At 49.4% G+C, this 16,450-nt stretch carries 17 protein-coding genes and 1 pseudogene; 2 read left to right on the forward strand and 16 right to left on the reverse strand.

All coding sequences use genetic code 11. The annotated features are described in order from the left end of the window. Positions 1-264: 264 nt before the first annotated feature. The 16 genes and pseudogenes from BFC18_RS08380 to BFC18_RS08455 form a co-directional block, all read right to left on the reverse strand. Positions 265-684 carry a pilus assembly PilX family protein gene (locus BFC18_RS08380; protein ID WP_070125119.1) on the reverse strand — a complete coding sequence of 140 codons (420 nt, stop codon included), beginning with the start codon at positions 682-684 and terminating at the stop codon, positions 265-267. Positions 685-691: 7 nt separating this feature from the next. Continuing rightward, the gene (locus BFC18_RS08385; RefSeq protein WP_070125120.1) at positions 692-1,543 is read right to left on the reverse strand and encodes a type II secretion system protein; all 852 of its coding nucleotides are present in this window, start codon (positions 1,541-1,543) and stop codon (positions 692-694) included. Beyond that, on the reverse strand, positions 1,540-2,127 hold the full coding sequence (locus tag BFC18_RS08390; protein WP_070125121.1) for a type IV pilus modification PilV family protein: 588 nt from the start codon (positions 2,125-2,127) through the stop codon (positions 1,540-1,542). The genes BFC18_RS08385 and BFC18_RS08390 overlap by 4 nt, the downstream gene beginning before the upstream one ends. Next, positions 2,117-2,686 carry a prepilin-type N-terminal cleavage/methylation domain-containing protein gene (locus BFC18_RS08395; protein WP_070125122.1) on the reverse strand — a complete coding sequence of 190 codons (570 nt, stop codon included), beginning with the start codon at positions 2,684-2,686 and terminating at the stop codon, positions 2,117-2,119. Before BFC18_RS08395 ends, BFC18_RS08390 begins: the two co-directional genes overlap by 11 nt. Positions 2,687-3,102: 416 nt before the next feature. Further along, a pseudogene (locus tag BFC18_RS22135) lies at positions 3,103-3,196 on the reverse strand (type IV pilin protein); the annotation flags it as partial. A 56-nt stretch (positions 3,197-3,252) separates the two neighbouring features. Next, complete coding sequence (locus BFC18_RS08405) at positions 3,253-3,888, reverse strand: pilus assembly FimT family protein (RefSeq protein ID WP_070125137.1); 636 nt, start codon at positions 3,886-3,888, stop codon at positions 3,253-3,255. 43 nt (positions 3,889-3,931) lie between these two features. Beyond that, positions 3,932-4,447, reverse strand: coding sequence for a hypothetical protein (locus BFC18_RS08410; RefSeq protein WP_070125124.1), 516 nt, complete (start codon positions 4,445-4,447; stop codon positions 3,932-3,934). Beyond that, positions 4,444-5,679 carry a type II secretion system F family protein gene (locus BFC18_RS08415; RefSeq protein WP_070125125.1) on the reverse strand — a complete coding sequence of 412 codons (1,236 nt, stop codon included), beginning with the start codon at positions 5,677-5,679 and terminating at the stop codon, positions 4,444-4,446. Before BFC18_RS08415 ends, BFC18_RS08410 begins: the two co-directional genes overlap by 4 nt. Next, entirely contained in the window at positions 5,666-7,411 is a 1,746-nt protein-coding gene (locus tag BFC18_RS08420; RefSeq protein WP_070125126.1) for a GspE/PulE family protein, read from the reverse strand. The genes BFC18_RS08415 and BFC18_RS08420 overlap by 14 nt, the downstream gene beginning before the upstream one ends. A 3-nt stretch (positions 7,412-7,414) precedes the next feature. Next, positions 7,415-8,716, reverse strand: coding sequence for a tetratricopeptide repeat protein (locus BFC18_RS08425; protein WP_170826580.1), 1,302 nt, complete (start codon positions 8,714-8,716; stop codon positions 7,415-7,417). Then, positions 8,713-9,627, reverse strand: coding sequence for an ExeA family protein (locus BFC18_RS08430; RefSeq protein WP_070125128.1), 915 nt, complete (start codon positions 9,625-9,627; stop codon positions 8,713-8,715). Before BFC18_RS08430 ends, BFC18_RS08425 begins: the two co-directional genes overlap by 4 nt. A gap of 3 nt (positions 9,628-9,630) precedes the next feature. Next, positions 9,631-11,304, reverse strand: coding sequence for a pilus (MSHA type) biogenesis protein MshL (gene mshL, locus BFC18_RS08435; protein ID WP_070125129.1), 1,674 nt, complete (start codon positions 11,302-11,304; stop codon positions 9,631-9,633). Positions 11,305-11,314: 10 nt separating this feature from the next. Beyond that, complete coding sequence (locus BFC18_RS08440; RefSeq protein ID WP_139138975.1) at positions 11,315-11,677, reverse strand: hypothetical protein; 363 nt, start codon at positions 11,675-11,677, stop codon at positions 11,315-11,317. Beyond that, positions 11,670-12,314, reverse strand: a complete 645-nt coding sequence (locus tag BFC18_RS08445; RefSeq protein WP_070125131.1) for a hypothetical protein — start codon at positions 12,312-12,314, stop codon at positions 11,670-11,672. Before BFC18_RS08445 ends, BFC18_RS08440 begins: the two co-directional genes overlap by 8 nt. Beyond that, positions 12,311-12,919, reverse strand: coding sequence for a hypothetical protein (locus BFC18_RS08450; RefSeq protein WP_070125132.1), 609 nt, complete (start codon positions 12,917-12,919; stop codon positions 12,311-12,313). The genes BFC18_RS08445 and BFC18_RS08450 overlap by 4 nt, the downstream gene beginning before the upstream one ends. Beyond that, positions 12,909-13,865, reverse strand: coding sequence for a hypothetical protein (locus BFC18_RS08455; RefSeq protein WP_070125133.1), 957 nt, complete (start codon positions 13,863-13,865; stop codon positions 12,909-12,911). Before BFC18_RS08455 ends, BFC18_RS08450 begins: the two co-directional genes overlap by 11 nt. Positions 13,866-14,298: 433 nt before the next feature. Here BFC18_RS08455 and BFC18_RS22015 point away from each other — a divergent pair, with 433 nt between their 5' ends. Continuing rightward, the gene (locus tag BFC18_RS22015; RefSeq protein WP_281182391.1) at positions 14,299-14,841 is read left to right on the forward strand and encodes a DapH/DapD/GlmU-related protein; all 543 of its coding nucleotides are present in this window, start codon (positions 14,299-14,301) and stop codon (positions 14,839-14,841) included. A 319-nt stretch (positions 14,842-15,160) separates the two neighbouring features. Next, entirely contained in the window at positions 15,161-16,183 is a 1,023-nt protein-coding gene (locus tag BFC18_RS08470) for an IS110 family RNA-guided transposase (protein WP_070123325.1), read from the forward strand. Positions 16,184-16,450: the final 267 nt, after the last annotated feature.

Below are 16,450 nucleotides of genomic sequence, written 5' to 3' on the forward strand. Positions count from 1 at the left end.
TCTTTCGGCGTGACTGCAAAATGAAGATTATACTCAAAATACCTCGTGAAAGATGGTTCAGAAGTAGTTTGAGTATATATCCGCACACTTTAACAACGGGTCAGAGTTTGGGCAAGCAAATCACTGTTCATGCCGCAAAAATCCCGCTTATATGTCGACTTAAATTTAGCCTCAGACATTTTAGTGCAAAAAAACGGCTGAACCCGGAGTTTGACCAGCGCGATCTCATTCTGTTCAAGCTAATTTACGTTTTATTTCGAATTATTAGTTTTGGCGGCGGGTCATGCTGCGGGTGCTGGTCTTTACCGCGGTAAAATCGCCCGCGGAGCAGGTTGCTGTCGATTTCACTTCGTAGTGCCAATCACGGCCACCACTGAAGCTTACATCTCTGGTATCACAACGCACAACAACGGAACAGCCTTCCATACCCTCCAAGGTTGAAAACCTTGTCAGGTTGAAGCTGGCGTTACAAATATAAATCATAGAATCGTTGGCAGGATGAATTGCGTAAATCAAAATTTCCAACCCCGCCCGTGAAGCCTGTTCCGCTCGCTCACCGAGCACTTCATTCACGATAGTACGCTCTGAAGATGTCAGCAGTGTGGCCATGCTAATGCCCAGCAAAGACAGAATAACCATGGCGAACATGGCCATAACCAGCATGTTACCTTGCTGTTTTTTCATGGAAGATTTAAAGCGTGAATACACTGCCAACCTCTTCATGATGATTAACCACTTCGTCGTAGCTGTTAAAATACAGATTAATTTTCACAAAATTGCCAGCCGGATACACGCCAGAAAATACGGCAAACGGGTTGGTCGATTGATAATCGGTCACAGGGTTAGACGACAACGGATTGGTTACATGCTCTGCAACCACCGTGGCCCCAGATAATGAAACATTCTGGTTTACGTCCAGCCCGCCTTCTTTACGCCACAGGCTGCCGTTAGAAACGCAGTAGCTTACAGTACGGTTAAGCAAATACCCGCGTCTGGCACCAGAGCTACTGGCAAATGCACGATTTACATTCACCTGAATGACATCGTCGGGATCATCCCGGGTAGCACAATTGCCATCACCACCGTCAGAACACGATTCTATACGTGCCCGGCGATTACGCCCTTCATCATAAACGTCGGCGGCCTGTTGTGGATTTACCGTGAGGTACTGGCCGGCAGCAATCACCCAAATGTTACCGTCGGGGTCGTGGGGGAAGAACATCTCAACGCGCCGACTGGATGTTGAGCCTTGAGGAATAGAAAAATAGTTTATTTGCCAGAGTGTAGGCGCAAATTCCACGCAGTGCGTGCTGCTATTACCTGCGACCCGGAAGCTGTTGGGCACAGCCTTACGCATTTCTTCTTGCATTCTTGTCATGGCGAAACGGGATTCACTGAGCAATTGGTCCCGCTCAACGTTGCCACTAAACAGCAGCATTGCATTGCCAAGAAAGCTGCTAAGCCCTATTCCCACGATACCGAGGATCACAATAACGGTGACCATTTCGATAAGGGTGAAGCCGGCGTGTCTACGGGTATTCATCGAATATTCCACCGTATCGCAGAAAAACGCACCCAATCACCACCGGGGGTATTCACATACACCACCATTCGCTTTACGTTGCCAACATAGGTGCCGGTATCGTACACCCCATCCTGATTTAAATCGTCATCGTCAATGCCGTCGGTATTGTCATCGTAGTGAACACGCACATAAAGGGCGAAGCCTTCGTACATGGCCGAGCCATCTGGATTCACCAGGCGAACGCCTCGGCTATCAGTAATATCCGCACCAACCTGATACAGACGATGAAAATCATCAAAATCGTCCCAGTTCTGACGTTGCTCTCCGCCACCAGGCCCTAATTCATTGGTTTGAGAGCAGCGACTGCCGTTTTCGTTGCAGCGAGGATCAGCAGGGTTAGAACTGGAACGGGTGTCGAATTTTTTGTTTTGCGCTTCAGACAGGATGGAGCGTGCAAGTTCGGCAGCACGACTTTGCCAAATAGGCTCCATGCTACGTCTGGATTGCTCGGCAATCATTTGTATAGTCGTAGCCATAACGATGGCAAAAATAGCCAGCCCAATGACGGTTTCAAGCAATGTGAATCCGCGGCTAGCATTCATAAATTAGCCCTTCGCCATTAACGCATACACCCACCGTGGACTTGCCAGTGAATGAAAACCGACAGCCATTGCCTGAAGCACAAGATGCCCCCGCAGTTAGCGGACGACCCGCATTATTAAACCCAATGTACATGGGTCTTGAAGCGCCTTCATCTACGCCGTTCATTGTAATACCAAGGCCCTGCATTTCACCGGCACTGGTACGCAAATAATCAGGCGCATTAAATTCAATGGAGGATGAACATGAATCAGAAGCCGAGGCTGCACTCATGTTACTCACGGGAGGACCGAAATTTTGAGTGCCAGGGGAATAGTTAAAGTTCAGCCGGTAGCAATAGCCGTCACGGGTATCATGCATCGCCTGCATCTGAACATGCCTCAACGCGCTATGCAGGCGTTTCTGCAACAGATACTCGTCATACCCTGCGCCCTCATCCATACGCGTAATGGCCATTGCGGAAATAATGCCAAGAATCGCGATGATTATGATGAGTTCGACCAGGGTAAACCCCGACTGAACTTTACCAGTAGGGCCAGCGCGCCCTACATTTTTTTTCATTTAATTGTCCGGTTAGCAGCCGCCAGTTTCCAATGTGATGACTGGTGCAACATTAGCGCCGGTAGATTCGGTGAAAATCAGTTGGCAGGCGCTGGCAGCTGTTGCGTTATAGGCCACACCCTCAGGTGTCACTACAAACTGACCCGCAGCAGGCGTATCAGCTGTCAGATCCCAGTCCGCATCGTTCAGTTCAATCCATTGATTCAGAATACCAATGTTCGTTGTTGTCTCTGCATCTGGATAACCAAAGTCAGTTTCTACTGCGTTACCATTAATGGTAACCCGTGATGTATCGTCGCCAGCGTTTGCGTTATTTTGCTCACCTGCAATTGCAGATTTCGCATACACCAATTGCATACCGCTGGTCATTGCTGCTTTTGCGCCTTGCAGGGTAGATGCGCGCGCATCACCTTGTAAATCAATGAAACGCGGTGCTGCAGTAACCGCTAAAATACCTAAAATGACGATCACAATGACCAGTTCTATTAATGTAAAACCACGTTGTTGCATGCTCAGTACCTCTGACTTGGAAATTAAACTAAATGTATTATCGGCTATTTCAACGGCTAGTTGGTTATGAGTTGATCGTTGTTGTTAGTAAAAACAATAACCTGACCTATCCGTGAGTCGTATATAAATCCATTTCCCTGAGAGTTATCCACTGGCGCACTGTTAAGATTCTTAATGGTTTGACTTAAGTAATAATAGCACAAGTCATTACCACCAGAGCCTTGCCCCGTGCGGACTGCGGTGTAGTAACGGTATCGCTCCGTTGGTACGTTACTCCATATCGATGTGATGCTGGGTGCGCTCTGCATGATCAGGCTGAACACACTCTGGCAATCCGCATCGGTCATATTGGTATCTTCCGAACTTCCATCATTTAGAAGTTGTCCGGTTGGATAACCAGTATCTCTGTCAACGCCCACCTCAACACCGTCGAGGGTGACAAACGTTAAATTTGAACCACCGTTTTCTTCCGGTCTGGCATCGAGCTCCCATTGCGCACGCACCAAACCCGCGCCAGTGGCAAAGCCACCAGCAACACCCTCAACGGTGGCGTTTTCGGCATCTTCGGTGACATCCAGAAAACGCGGAATCGCTACAGCAGCAAGAAGCCCCAGCAAAACAACTACGATTGTCAGCTCAATGAGCGTAAAGCCCGCCTGCTTATCGACGCGTTGGATAGGCTGCGTTTCCATGGTTTGATTCTCCAAATGGTAAAATTTTTGGCGTACGGACAATTTATTCATCGTCATAAATCACGTCGCCGCGAAAAATAGCGTAATCAAAGTAATCACCGCTACTCAGACTAAATCGACAATAAGAATTGTCGGCTCGCCCTTCGCCTTGTGATTCATCATAAAATTCGCCGCGCACCCTGAACCCATCGACTTCCATCGGTTGGTGCAACAGCATCTGCCAAACCCGCTGACATCCTTCCGACGAGGCGTTCACTTCAGGCCACCCCGCCAGATTCATCGCCACAGGGCTGCGATCGGTTTCTTTTCCATCACTATTGTAGTGCACCAGAATAATTCGCTGCGGACGCCCCTCAGCTTGCCACTGCCAATGAGACGTAATGGCCGCATCTTCAAGCGCTTCGCCCCGCTGATGCAGAATTTGCCCTTTCAGGTTTGGCTCGCTCTCGTAAAAATAGATGATAAACGTGGCCATCAATATGGCGAAAACCAGGGTCGACACAATGCCGATGTACATTTTCCGCTGTTCGCCTTCGGCGGTGTCGATACTTTTTCTCATCGGCCCCCCTTTATGGCACTCATCATGTCCCACATTGGCGAGAAGATACCCAGTGCCAACACCAGAACCATTCCGGCCACAAAAACTATAAGTATAGGCTCTATGCGAGCAGTGAGACTTTTCAAATCGTAGTCCACTTCCCGTTCATAAAAGCCGGCCACCTCGGCCAGTAGTTCATCTACCCGACCGGTTTCTTCGCCCACGTTTATCATCTGCATGATCATTGGCGTGAACAGCCCACTTGCCCGGCTTACCCGTGTAAGGTTTTCGCCTTTTTCAATGCGCTGGCGCATTTCAATAATTGCGGCCCCCACATAAGCGTTATCGACCGCATCGGCCACAAGGTTTAGCGCATTGGTTAACGGCACCCCGGAATGCAGCATCATGGAAAAGCTGCGACTGAATCTGGCGAGCAAGGAGCGACGAATAATCTCACCCACGATGGGTAAGCGGAGTTTCATGCGATCCCACTTGTAACGACCGGTTTGTGTATTGATATAGCGGTAAATCGCAAACCCGATAATCGCAACGATAGCCACCAGAATGTAGCTGCGATGAATCATAAAATCCGAGATCGACAACAGCACACGGGTCATGGTTGGCAGTTCTGCACCAAATTTGGCGAACATGGTGGCAAACTTAGGAATAACGAAAACGTTTAGAACGATAAAAGCCGCAACAATAGCGACAATAACGAAGATGGGATAACGGGTTGCAGCCTTGATTTGTTTGCGTGTTTCCTGCTCTCGCTCCAGGTACTCGGCAAGCTGCAAGAAGGCGGCATCAAGCTGACCGGTGTTTTCACCCACATGGATAATACTGACAAACAGTTGGTTAAAAATATCGCTGTGAAGGTGTAGCGCCGATGACAAAGTACGACCCCGTTCAAGCTGCGCAATGACATCCAGCAATGCGACGCGCATGCGCACGCTGCTACTGGATTCGGCTAAGCCACTCACGGCACGTAATATTGGAATACCGGCCCGGGTTAGCGAGTACATTTGCCGACAGAAAATCACCAATTCCTCAAGGGCAACATTCGGCGTATACCAGTGTACTTCCGATGATATCGCCGCCCCGGGGCTCGCCTCCTCCTTTGCCGACTCAATGCGAATAGGAACCACGTTACGGGCAAGCAACAGTTTTGCTACCGCGCTTTCGTCGGTAGCTTCAATAACGCCTTCGGTTAATTCCCCGGTGCGCTCGCGAGCGGTATAACTATATTTGGCCATACTCGCCTGTATCCTCAGCCTGCTCGGTATCGGTTCCCGCTTCAGCCACCATTTCTGATAGTTTGAGTACTTCGTCTACCGAGGTCATACCCATTTTCGCGTAGGTTAGTGCGGCATAGGCCAGCGGTCGATAGCCTTTGCTGTCGCGTGCATGGCGGGCAAAACCCACGGTGTCACCCACTTTTAGCGCGTCCATCATTGCATCATTCATTTCCAGCAACTCGAACACACCGATTCGGCCTTTATAGCCGGTCTGACTGCATTTCTGACAGCCACGGCCACGTTTAAACACCACCTCACCGATGTTCTCATCGACGTGTTTTAGCCAGAACAATTCCTGAGAAGTGGGCGTGTAAGTTTCTTCGCAACTGTCGCAAATTCGCCGAACCAGACGCTGAGCAATTACGCCACGTAGAGCACTGGCCGCCAAATATCCGGGTGCGCCCATATCCAGCAGACGAATAGCGCTGGATAAGGCATCGTTTGTGTGCAAGGTAGACAACACCAAGTGACCCGTTAATGCGCCGCGCAGACCAATTTCAACAGTCTCCTGATCACGCATTTCCCCCACCATGATGATGTCAGGGTCTTGACGTAAGGTTGTGCGCAGGACACTGGAGAAAGTCAGGTCGATTTTTGCATTTACCTGCACCTGATTAATACGCGGCAGACGATATTCCACCGGATCTTCAACGGTGATAATTTTGCGCTGCGGTTGATTCAGTTCACTCAATGCACCATAGAGCGTGGTGGTTTTACCTGACCCCGTGGGACCAGTAACCAGAATCATACCGTGAGGACGTTGCAATAAGGCCCGGAATCGATTGAGGATAGCCGTTGGCATGCCAGTTTGGTCGAGGGTGAGTACTCCCGCCGACTGATCCAGCAAACGCATAACCACAGATTCCCCTGCCTGAACCGGCATGGTAGATAAACGTACGTCAATACGATGACCTTTCACTTTGACCTGTGTGCGCCCATCCTGAGGTAAACGCTTTTCCGAAATATCCAGCCCGGCCATGAGTTTAAGGCGAAGCACCAGAGCCGCTGCAATGTTGCCCTGAGGAATTACCGTTTCTTGCAACATGCCATCAACACGCTGACGGATACGCAGTTTATTTTCATCAGGCTCGATATGAATATCTGATGCTTTGGCAATCACCGCATCGTCAAAAATAGACTGCAGGAGCCGTGAAACCGCGGTGTCCTGCTCTTCTTCAACCCCGGCGCTTAACGTGAAATCATCGGTTTGCTGATATTCTTCTGCAAGTTCGGTGGCGAATGAAGCAATTTCATCGGTTTTCCGATAGTGCGTGTCGTAGGCATCATAAAGTTGCGCTTCGCTGACAACGGCAGTATCGAATGGCTTAGTTAGTAATTCAGAGAGATTATCCTGAGCGTTAAGGTCTGCAGGATCGCTCATGGCCACCAATAGACGGTCGCCCTTATCCTCAATCACTAAGGCACGATATCGTCGGGCCTGTATTTCAGGTAAAAGTTTTACCGCATTGGGGTTTACCTGATACTGCTCCAAATTAATCAGCGGCACATTCAAGTGACGTGATAACAACTCCAATAAAGCTTGCTCTGACACCAACCCCATGGATATCAAAGTAGCCCCGAGCTTACGGCCGGTTTTACGCTGTTCTCCCAGCGCCGAAACCAGCTGTTCGTCTGAGATCAAGCCATTTTGTACTAACAGATCGCCTAAGCGTATTTTCGGCTGATTCATGGGTTACTCCGAGAGTTCGCTTATTCGCTGGCGAATAAAAGTTTCAACATCATCATCCAGTTCCTGTAACCGGAGCGCCTTTTGATAAGCCTGCACAGCCATGTGGCTTCGATTCGTTTTATCTGCCGCTACGCCAAGTCCCAGCCACCAGCGGGCATCGCCTGGCTGCAAGGCCACCAGAGTATTGTAGTCTGCCAGGGCGGTTTCAAAGCGTTGCTGTTGCTGGGCAAACCCGGCACGAAAGCCAAGAAAGTCGGTATCGTTGGTCAGTGCCGGCTCGCGAATCGCTTCCCAAGCCAGTGAATGCATGTTTTGCTGCACATACAAACGCCCCAGCATCAGCCTGACACTGGTGTTCGCCGGAACCTTGATCAGAGTTTGTTCAAGTAGCTGTTGTGCCTGCTCTATCTGACCTTCAGCGAAATACACAGAGGCGAGTTTTTTGCGTACGCTAATGTTATCGGGCTCTCGCTGGGTGAGCTTATTAAGTAAACGAATCGCTTTCCGGGTGTCGCCGCTTTTCATCGACCGGTCAATTTCGTCGCGTAGTGTTGCTTCCACCTCTCTGGGCGTCGCTATGGCCACTTTCATGGTAGCTGGCTTTTTTGCAATCGCATCCGCTTGAGGGGTTGGATTTGCCGGCGGGCGCCGTTGATTTTCGTCTTTGCTGGCAAACACGATCAGCGGCCCATCCTGGGCATCATTAAACTGGTTGGCCTGTGCGGCGCTTACGTTGCTGGCAGTCGCGTCGGGGGATTCTGCTACATCTGCCTGTTCTGTTAGTTCTGTTAGTTCTGTTTGTTCTATTTGAATTAATGGCTGCGATTGCGATGTATTTTCCACCGCTACCAAACCTTTGCTTCCCGCTTCCGGGATCAGCACTGGCTCGTTATTTTCGCTTGTAGGCTTCACTTTTCGTACCGGCGACTCACTGTCAGCATTAAAAGCAATACCACTATTCATATTCAATGCGGGTTGAGTCACAGCTTGTGCGGTGCTATCAGTACTTGCAGCAGTTTCAGCACTTGAACTGTTATTTATAACTTGCTGTGGCGCTGCAGCTGCATTGGCCACCGACGCCGGCACCGGGTTTGATACAAACGTGCCTGCGCTCGCCGGTGTTGGATTGTCAGTAAATGTCATCCAGCTCCACACTAAAGCCGCAATGAGCAAAATGCTCAACACAACAATGCGCCAAACCGGTAACGACGACCCCGTCGACGATGAAGGATGGTAATTTTTGCCGTTGGGATTCTGGCTATTTTGTCCTTCTAGATCCCGCAGCATTCTATTGATTACACTCACCAGCCGCCTCCTGTCTGCCACATCACAACCAATGAGACTGTGAGAAAGACAACGGTGGAAGCAGCAACCGCCCATCCCATGTATCGATTCATCACGGCACCACGGGTGGCTTCTGTGTCGTTAACAGCGTACTTTACGTGCTCCAATGACACTTCATGCTTACCCTCTCCGTAAGCCAGCATCAACGCTTTATGTGACACCACATTAATAAGTCGCGCGGTGCCGTGGCAGGCGGCGACCATTGCTTTACATTGTTTGTGTCCGAATACGGGCGCGCCTTTATAGCCAGCAATCTGCAGCCGGTGATGTACGTATTGTTCTACCTGATCGGCATCCATCTTTCTTAGCTGATAGCTGAAGGTAATGCGCTGTCGAAGCTGGCGAAGGCGGGGCGAAGCTAATTTCTGATCGAGCTCAGGCTGTCCGAACAGCACCACTTGAAGGAGTTTCTTTGATTCGGTTTCTAAATTTGTCATCAGGCGCAGTGCTTCAATGGTGTCATCTGGCATCGCCTGGGCTTCATCAACAATGAGTACCACCGACAGACCTTCCGACGCTTTCTCAATTAACTTGTCTTCGATTTGCCGGGTAAACTGCTGCTGATCACCACCTTCTTGCAAAACCACGCCAATCTCGGCCGCCACAGCGCGACGGAATTCCTGTGGCGCCAACATAGGGTTGGGAATGTAAGCCGTGGGGAAATTTTCAGGTAGCTCGTTAAGAAGCTTGCGGCACAGTAGCGTTTTGCCCGAGCCCACTTCGCCAGTCACCTTAATAAAGCCTTCCCCCGCATCAAGTGCGGTTCGCAACACCTCCATCGCCTCGTTGTGGCTAGGCAACCCAAAGTAAAATTGGGTATTTGGTGTCAGGGTGAAAGGCTGCTCTTGCAGGCCAAAGTGGCTCAGATACATGTTCTATTCCACGTATAACCAGTCTGCCATTTGCGAGCGGCTCATTTCGATTTGCTTGCTCCAGGTGCCCGGTTCAACCACCGTAGGCTTCAGCAGAATAATCAATTCTTTCTTGGTTTCCTGCTCACGTCTGTTTTTAAACAGATAACCCAATACCGGAATATCACCTAGCAGCGGCGTTCTGCTTTCGTTGTCAGTACGTGTTGTTTGCATCAGGCCGCCAATTACCACGATTTCACCGGATGACGCACGGATCACGGTATCCGATTCTCTGATGGTGCTTTGTGCCAGTGGCAACACGATTTCTTCCTCATTAAGCGTGACCACTTTGGTCTGCTCTTCGGTTTCAATCACTGACGGATGCACATGCAGCAGCACGCTTCCTTTGTCGTCGATCTGCGGGGTAACATCCAGCGCAATACCAGAGAAAAACGGCGTTAGCTCGATATTCGGCACCACGGAAGTAGATGCTGCGGTGATGGTATTCTGACTGGAAACATCGGTAACGAAGTATTCATCATCACCCACCTTTATCACCGCTTTCTGGTTATTGGTGGCAGTGACACGGGGGCTTGAGAGCACCTGCACATTACCTTGGGTAGAAAGCAGGTTCAGCACACCGGAAAAGTCTTGATTTAAGAACGATAAGCTCGTTACCCCACCCAAGCTGGCAGAAATGCTGTTACCCAATGCGGCGGCGCTGGAAGAGAAGGTTAAATCGGTACTGCCCACGTTAGCGACAATCTCGTTCCAGTTTATTCCCTGCTGATAACCATCGTTTAATACCACTTCCAGAATGCGTGCTTCCAGTACTACCTGACGTTGCAAGTGGGTTTCGGACACCTGCAGGAAGCGCTTGATTGCACGGATCTCTGACGGTAATGCCCGTACTGTTACCAAGCCAGCCTGAGGCGTCACAAATACTGCACGCCCGTTATCCTTGCCCAGCATGGATTCAAGACTGGTTTGCAGATCATCCCAGAAATTGGTTTCTGTGCGGGTACTGATCATGGTGCCATTGTTATTGGCATTCATGTTGTTGTACTGACTGCCGCCACCATTGGCATTGCTGCCGGCAAAGTTACTGAAATTGCCGTTGTTGTTACTCTGGCTATTTCCGCCATTTGCACTTTGCGACACGCCACCTGAGATAATGCTGGTTTGCGTGGCCCCATCGCGCTTCATCAGTAGGTAATTTACTGCAAACGTTTCTGTTCGCATACCTGCGGGCAAAATTCTGAACACATTGCCGGAGCGCTGAATATCAAAGCCATAGAGATCGGAAAGCAGCGCCATCGTCTCATCCAGAGAGACTTGTTTCAGGTCGAGGCTCACTGAACCCGTAACGTCAGGATGCACGGCAACGCTGTAAGGGGTTTCAGACACCAGTCCAGAAAGGAACTGACGCACATCTACACCTTGCGCATTGATATCGTACTTTTCAGGGCCTTGTAGTGCCGTGGGCATCGACGAACCTACCGGTTTGTCCAGCAGTGCCGAATTCACGGCATCCGGTAGCTTGTCTAACTTACTGGCTTTTTCCTCACGGGCTTTCTCAGCATCCAGTTGAGCTTGCAGTTCCTGCTTCAATGAGCGTTCAACCGCCGACTCTTTAGGTGCCGACTGACAAGCACTGAGTACTATGGTGGCTAATAAGGTGATTGTGGCTTTACGCATTGCCTGATCCCTAAAACTTATCCGCGCTGCGGATACTAAACTTATTCGATGACGCTTTACCGACTGTAAGCGTAATTAATTGCCAGTTGCCGTCTTTCTGCTGGTTTAACACCACTGACTCTTTGGTTATTTTCTTCACCACCGCATCTGAGAAGCGGTCGCCTTCACTTACCAGTCGATTATTTACAATTGCCTGAGGTCGCTCGCCATTCACAAAAATGGCAGACACCTTGTAATTTGCAGAGGCCGGTTTTTGTGCATACGTCCCCTTGTAGCTGCGTCCTGGTCGGGTTGGATCGCCAGATGCCGCCACAGCGCCGGTTGCTAAAGCGAGTAGACTGACAAGAATGCGCATGCTTTTTCTTTTAAACACCGATAAATGCCTTCTCTGTACTCAAGGTGTATACCTCAACGTTAACTTCAGCTAGTGGGTAACTTGTGACTTTATAATCAATTCCACGCCAGAATAGCTGTTGAGTCTGGTCTTCCAGCGCCTCAATAAATTGTTTCACATCGAAATATCGACCGCTGAACGTGAGCGACACGCCATGTTGATAAAGTGGCACGTCGGCCATTTCTTCATTGCCGGCAAAAACCGATACCGGATTCAGCGAAGACATCTCAATAAGCGTTAAATTGGTGGCATGATTGAATACCTGTTCAACCAGAAACACCATTTGTCCAGGCGTGACGAGTTCGTTTAACTCGTTCGCAAATACAGTTTCTATTTGCTTCTTCTGAATTTTAAGCTGAGCCAGCTCAGCATTGAGTTCGGCGTTGGGATCAGACGACAATGCTTCTGAATACAGTTCAAGCTGGGCATTCAACGATTGACGCTTAACTTCTTCTGAAGCTAAATCGGTGCGGTACTTGGAGTAATCGTCTATCGCGGGCTCAATGAAAAACGTGAAGCCAGCCATAAAAATCAGTGCCAGGCCTGATATTAATGTCAGCACCTTTTCGCGCTGTGACAGTGCGGCGAATTTTTCGTTTAAACTGGGAGCGCTCATGGTGCTACCCCGCTTGTATTCTCTGCCGCTCTTAGTGTTCTCAGCTCAAATTTAAGGCCATCGTCTTTAAGAAAAACTTTTGCTTCTTCAAAATGCTTACCATTGAAGCTAGTGGTATTGCTTAAGCGCTGTAACCACTGTGGAAACGCGGCAGGGGAAGAGACTTCACCGGTAAAGTCCATCCGGGCTTCAGACACCATAATCGACTCCAACCACAAATCTGATGACGATTCGTTTGCGAGGTCGTTGAACAGCACACTAAACCCTTTGTACCGAAGCGGCGAACGGCGTCGCAGTTCCTCTAACACCCTTTCCTGCTTTTCCAAATTCCGCGTGATATCTTCCACTTCCGTAGTAAGGGCTTCATCAGGTTTCCAGTTGCTCACCTCAGCCTGCAACATGTCTACCTGGCTTTGTAACATCCGATTTTGTGTTTCAACGGCGGCATAGGCATTTTCAGCCCGGGAAGCCATAAAATGTGCCGATAAACCGATAAGCAGCATAACAGAAGCACACACCACAAAGACAAAGGTGATGCTGGGCAGTGCCAGGTAATCGACCTTGGGTGCAAAGCGCGGATGATAAAGGTTTATATTACTTTTCATCGGCGGTTTCCTGCTTGGCTTCCACTTGCTTTGCTCTGAAAGGCAGTAGTGCCATTCCCAGACTGCTTAAATTTGTCAGCGAGTCTGATGGGTCATTTACCACAGCATTTAGATCCATCACCATGACAGATGCCGAGACCACCTGTGAAATTTGCTCGACGATGATTTCTGGCTGCGCGGCGTTAATATGTAGCACCACTTTTCTCACTGGCGGTTGCCGTAACTGACTTTCAAAGAAGTCCATGGAGCGCTGAATTTGAATACACAGCCCGTCGAGCACACCCATTCTCAATTCTTCGGCAGAAAAGGCCGCCAGGTTCTCGAACCCTTTCAGTCGACGGCTAATATATAAATGGCCATCTTTAACAATATTGAGAATGATTTCTTCACCGGCTTCCTGGGTTAGTGTGACCACCGCTTCGTCGGTCACAGGCAGCAGCGAGCAATGCGCCAGTTCTTCAATAGAAATGCTGTCTAATCTCACTCCCGCTTCTATGCACCCGGCCACAATGTCCTCTACGGTGTTCTCGGGCATGGCAACAACATTCACTTTTTTACTGCCCGCTAACGGTACAGGTAAATCGAAATAATCGAGAACGATAGGGCTTTCAAAGTTAATCAATTCTTTCACCGGCCACACCAGGGAGTCTGCGACTTCATCCTCTTGCACATTAGGGCGCTCGATCTGCAAGAGTTGATACCAGTTTTGAGAAAGCGCGACGTGGCAGGTTGCCCCAGTTAGCTTACGCTTCGTCACCCACTGAGATAATTGCGCTTTCCATTGAGAATAGAGAACCGAAACTTCAGATATAACGTAAAACTCATCGGCTTTGCGGCGCAACGCCGTAAAGGTCGCCGTGTCTGGTGACAGAGCAACCCCTATGGTGACGTCTGAGCGTTTTGGCTGAAAGCGCAGCTTCAGATATTTAGTCCAACCGATGTACATAGAATAAATTCGCTTTTGTTAAAACCCGGTTCAGAAAAAGGTGTCTGCATCACTTAGCTTGTCTGTTAAGTGTAGACGAACCTTTCTGACAACCAACATTCTCTTACACCGGTAACCGGCGGGAGCCAGGAACCAGTGGCGAAATTCCTTTTCTGATAAACGTGGCCAGAGTGAGTTTGCAGATAGTCACTTTTTACTCGCATTTCAGGTAAGTTAACGGCCACTACGGCGCTAACTTTAGCGTCAAAAAAATGTCCTGTTAGCAAATACATACTTCTTAATCTGCAACCTGTGCAAAGATAGCGCCAGATCGTCTGACAGATCCCTGGCGAGATCCCGCCAACCCTGGAGATGTAGTATTTCTATTTAATTCGCTTAGTATTAAATAAAGCGCATTGCATATTATCCATTCAGTTTTCTAAGAGAAAGAACTTTGACCCCAATAGCATTCAGGTGCGGAAATATTAAGCACATTCGCGGTAGCTTTCCCGCTACCACCTTGCATCAATCCTTTATCGACGTGATAAATGATGTAGATGCGCCCCCCAAGCAGAAGCGTAATGCATTGAAAACCTTGCTGAATAGCAATGGGCCATGTTGGCTGGAGAGCAGGTTCCATCTGGCCGGAGAAGGTAAAGTAACCTTCGGCAAGTTCGTATTTGCAAACCACAACCTCACGTTACTCGCTGGCGATGAGATCACGGTAGGCGAAAGTACTTTTTTTGGCCCGAATGTGGTGGTGAGCTCTTTACCTTTGGAAGCAGATGGTGTGGTTGCCGACCTTTCAGCGCCGGTGGAAATTGGAAAGCAGGTATGGATAGGTGCCAATGCGATTATTTTGCCGGGCGTTAAAATTGGCGATGGCGCTATTGTCGGAGCCGGCTCGGTGGTGAATAAAGATGTACCGGCGATGTCGATGGTAGCAGGAAAACCGGCTGAAATTACCTCCCGCGCAAAACAACAAGACTCAATTTGACGGCAAAAACTGACCGCTGGTGAAGCCGCGGGCACGTGCGGCATTGTGGAGCAGAAATGTATGTACGGCATTGGGGAGCCGAAGTGTATATGCGTGCGGCATTGGGGTGAGCTAGTGTACATGCGTACGGCATTGGAGAGAGGCATTGTATATGCGTCCGGCATGCTAAAGGAGAGGGAACGCAGACTAAACCGTCTGCCGCAGGGAAGCGGCAGCCGAGGCCCCATGGATGATGAGATGGACACCTAATGTTGATACGGCGTCATAATGCGCCATGATTGAGTTTTCGAAGCAACAATCAAAACAAAAGGTGTCCACCATGAACGTTACGCTAATTAGCATCGATTTGGCAAAAAATATTTATCAGGTCTGTGGTGTCAATCAGGCCTGTAAGCCGCAGTTCAACCGCCCTATCAAGAGCGATAAGTTACTTCCTTTCCTCATTAAATATCACCCGGGTGTCACTGTAGCGATGGAAGCTTGTGGTGGTTCGAATTACCTTGGCAGAACGCTACAGGCGCACGGGTTCAATGTGCGCATTATTCCAACACGGCATGTAAAACCCTTCGTTAAAGGAAATAAAAATGACCGCAATGATGCCTTTGCGATTGCAGAAGCAGCCATGCGTCCAAGCATGCGTTTTGTTTCACCTAAAACCGTTGAGCAAACAGACCTTTCTATTACGCATAACATTCGTGAGCGTCAGGTAGCGGCCAGAACCAACATCGTCAATCAGCTTCGCGGGCTGTTGAGAGAATACGGCATCAACATGCCTCAAGGCATTGAGCGTGTGAAAGAAATGCTGCCGTTCATCCTCGAAGATGCGGAAAACACGCTGACCACAGCGGCACGTCGTAATTTCAACTTGATGATGGAGGAATGGCGCTATCTTGATGACGCGATTCATCAGCAGGAAAAGATTATTCGGGAACAGGCCCGCACCTCGCCAGCTGCAGAGTTAGCCATGACGATTAAAGGGGTCGGTATTATAACGGCGACTGCCGCCGTGGCGCACATGGGAGACCCGTCACAGTACAAGAATGGTCGCCAATATGCAGCGTGCCTGGGCTTAGTCCCCAGAGAATACTCCAGTGGCGGTAAACAAAAACTGGGTGGCATCACCAAACGAGGTAACCGATATCTCAGAAAGTTACTTGTGCAGGGAGCCTGGTCCATCATAAGGCACAGCAAGAATGCGGATGACCGGTTATCTCGTTGGGTCGAGCAAGTGATTATACGAAGTGGAAAACATAAAGCTGCCGTCGCTCTGGCAAACAAACTGGCTCGCATCCTCTGGGCGGTGCTAGCAAAACAAGCGCCCTTCGAGTTGAAGGGAATGTAAGATAAATCTCACCAAAACGTTGTAGATAAAACAGTAATGAAATAACAGGTTACGCCGGGCCAGACCCAACGCTGAGTGAACCCATGACACATGATGTCGGAGGGATGATAAGAGCAAGTCTGGCGCGGTACTCATTAGGGCCAGGGACATATGAAGCTCCCATTAACAGGCCGGATATACGACAGCAGCGTAATATCTGTTATTTAAAACTGAAAAAATATAGCCCTGGTGAAGCTATTCACTTGCACCAGGTGTCCATATATGGGT

The sequence above is a fragment of the Alteromonas confluentis genome (assembly GCF_001757105.1).
Lineage (GTDB): Bacteria > Pseudomonadota > Gammaproteobacteria > Enterobacterales > Alteromonadaceae > Alteromonas > Alteromonas confluentis.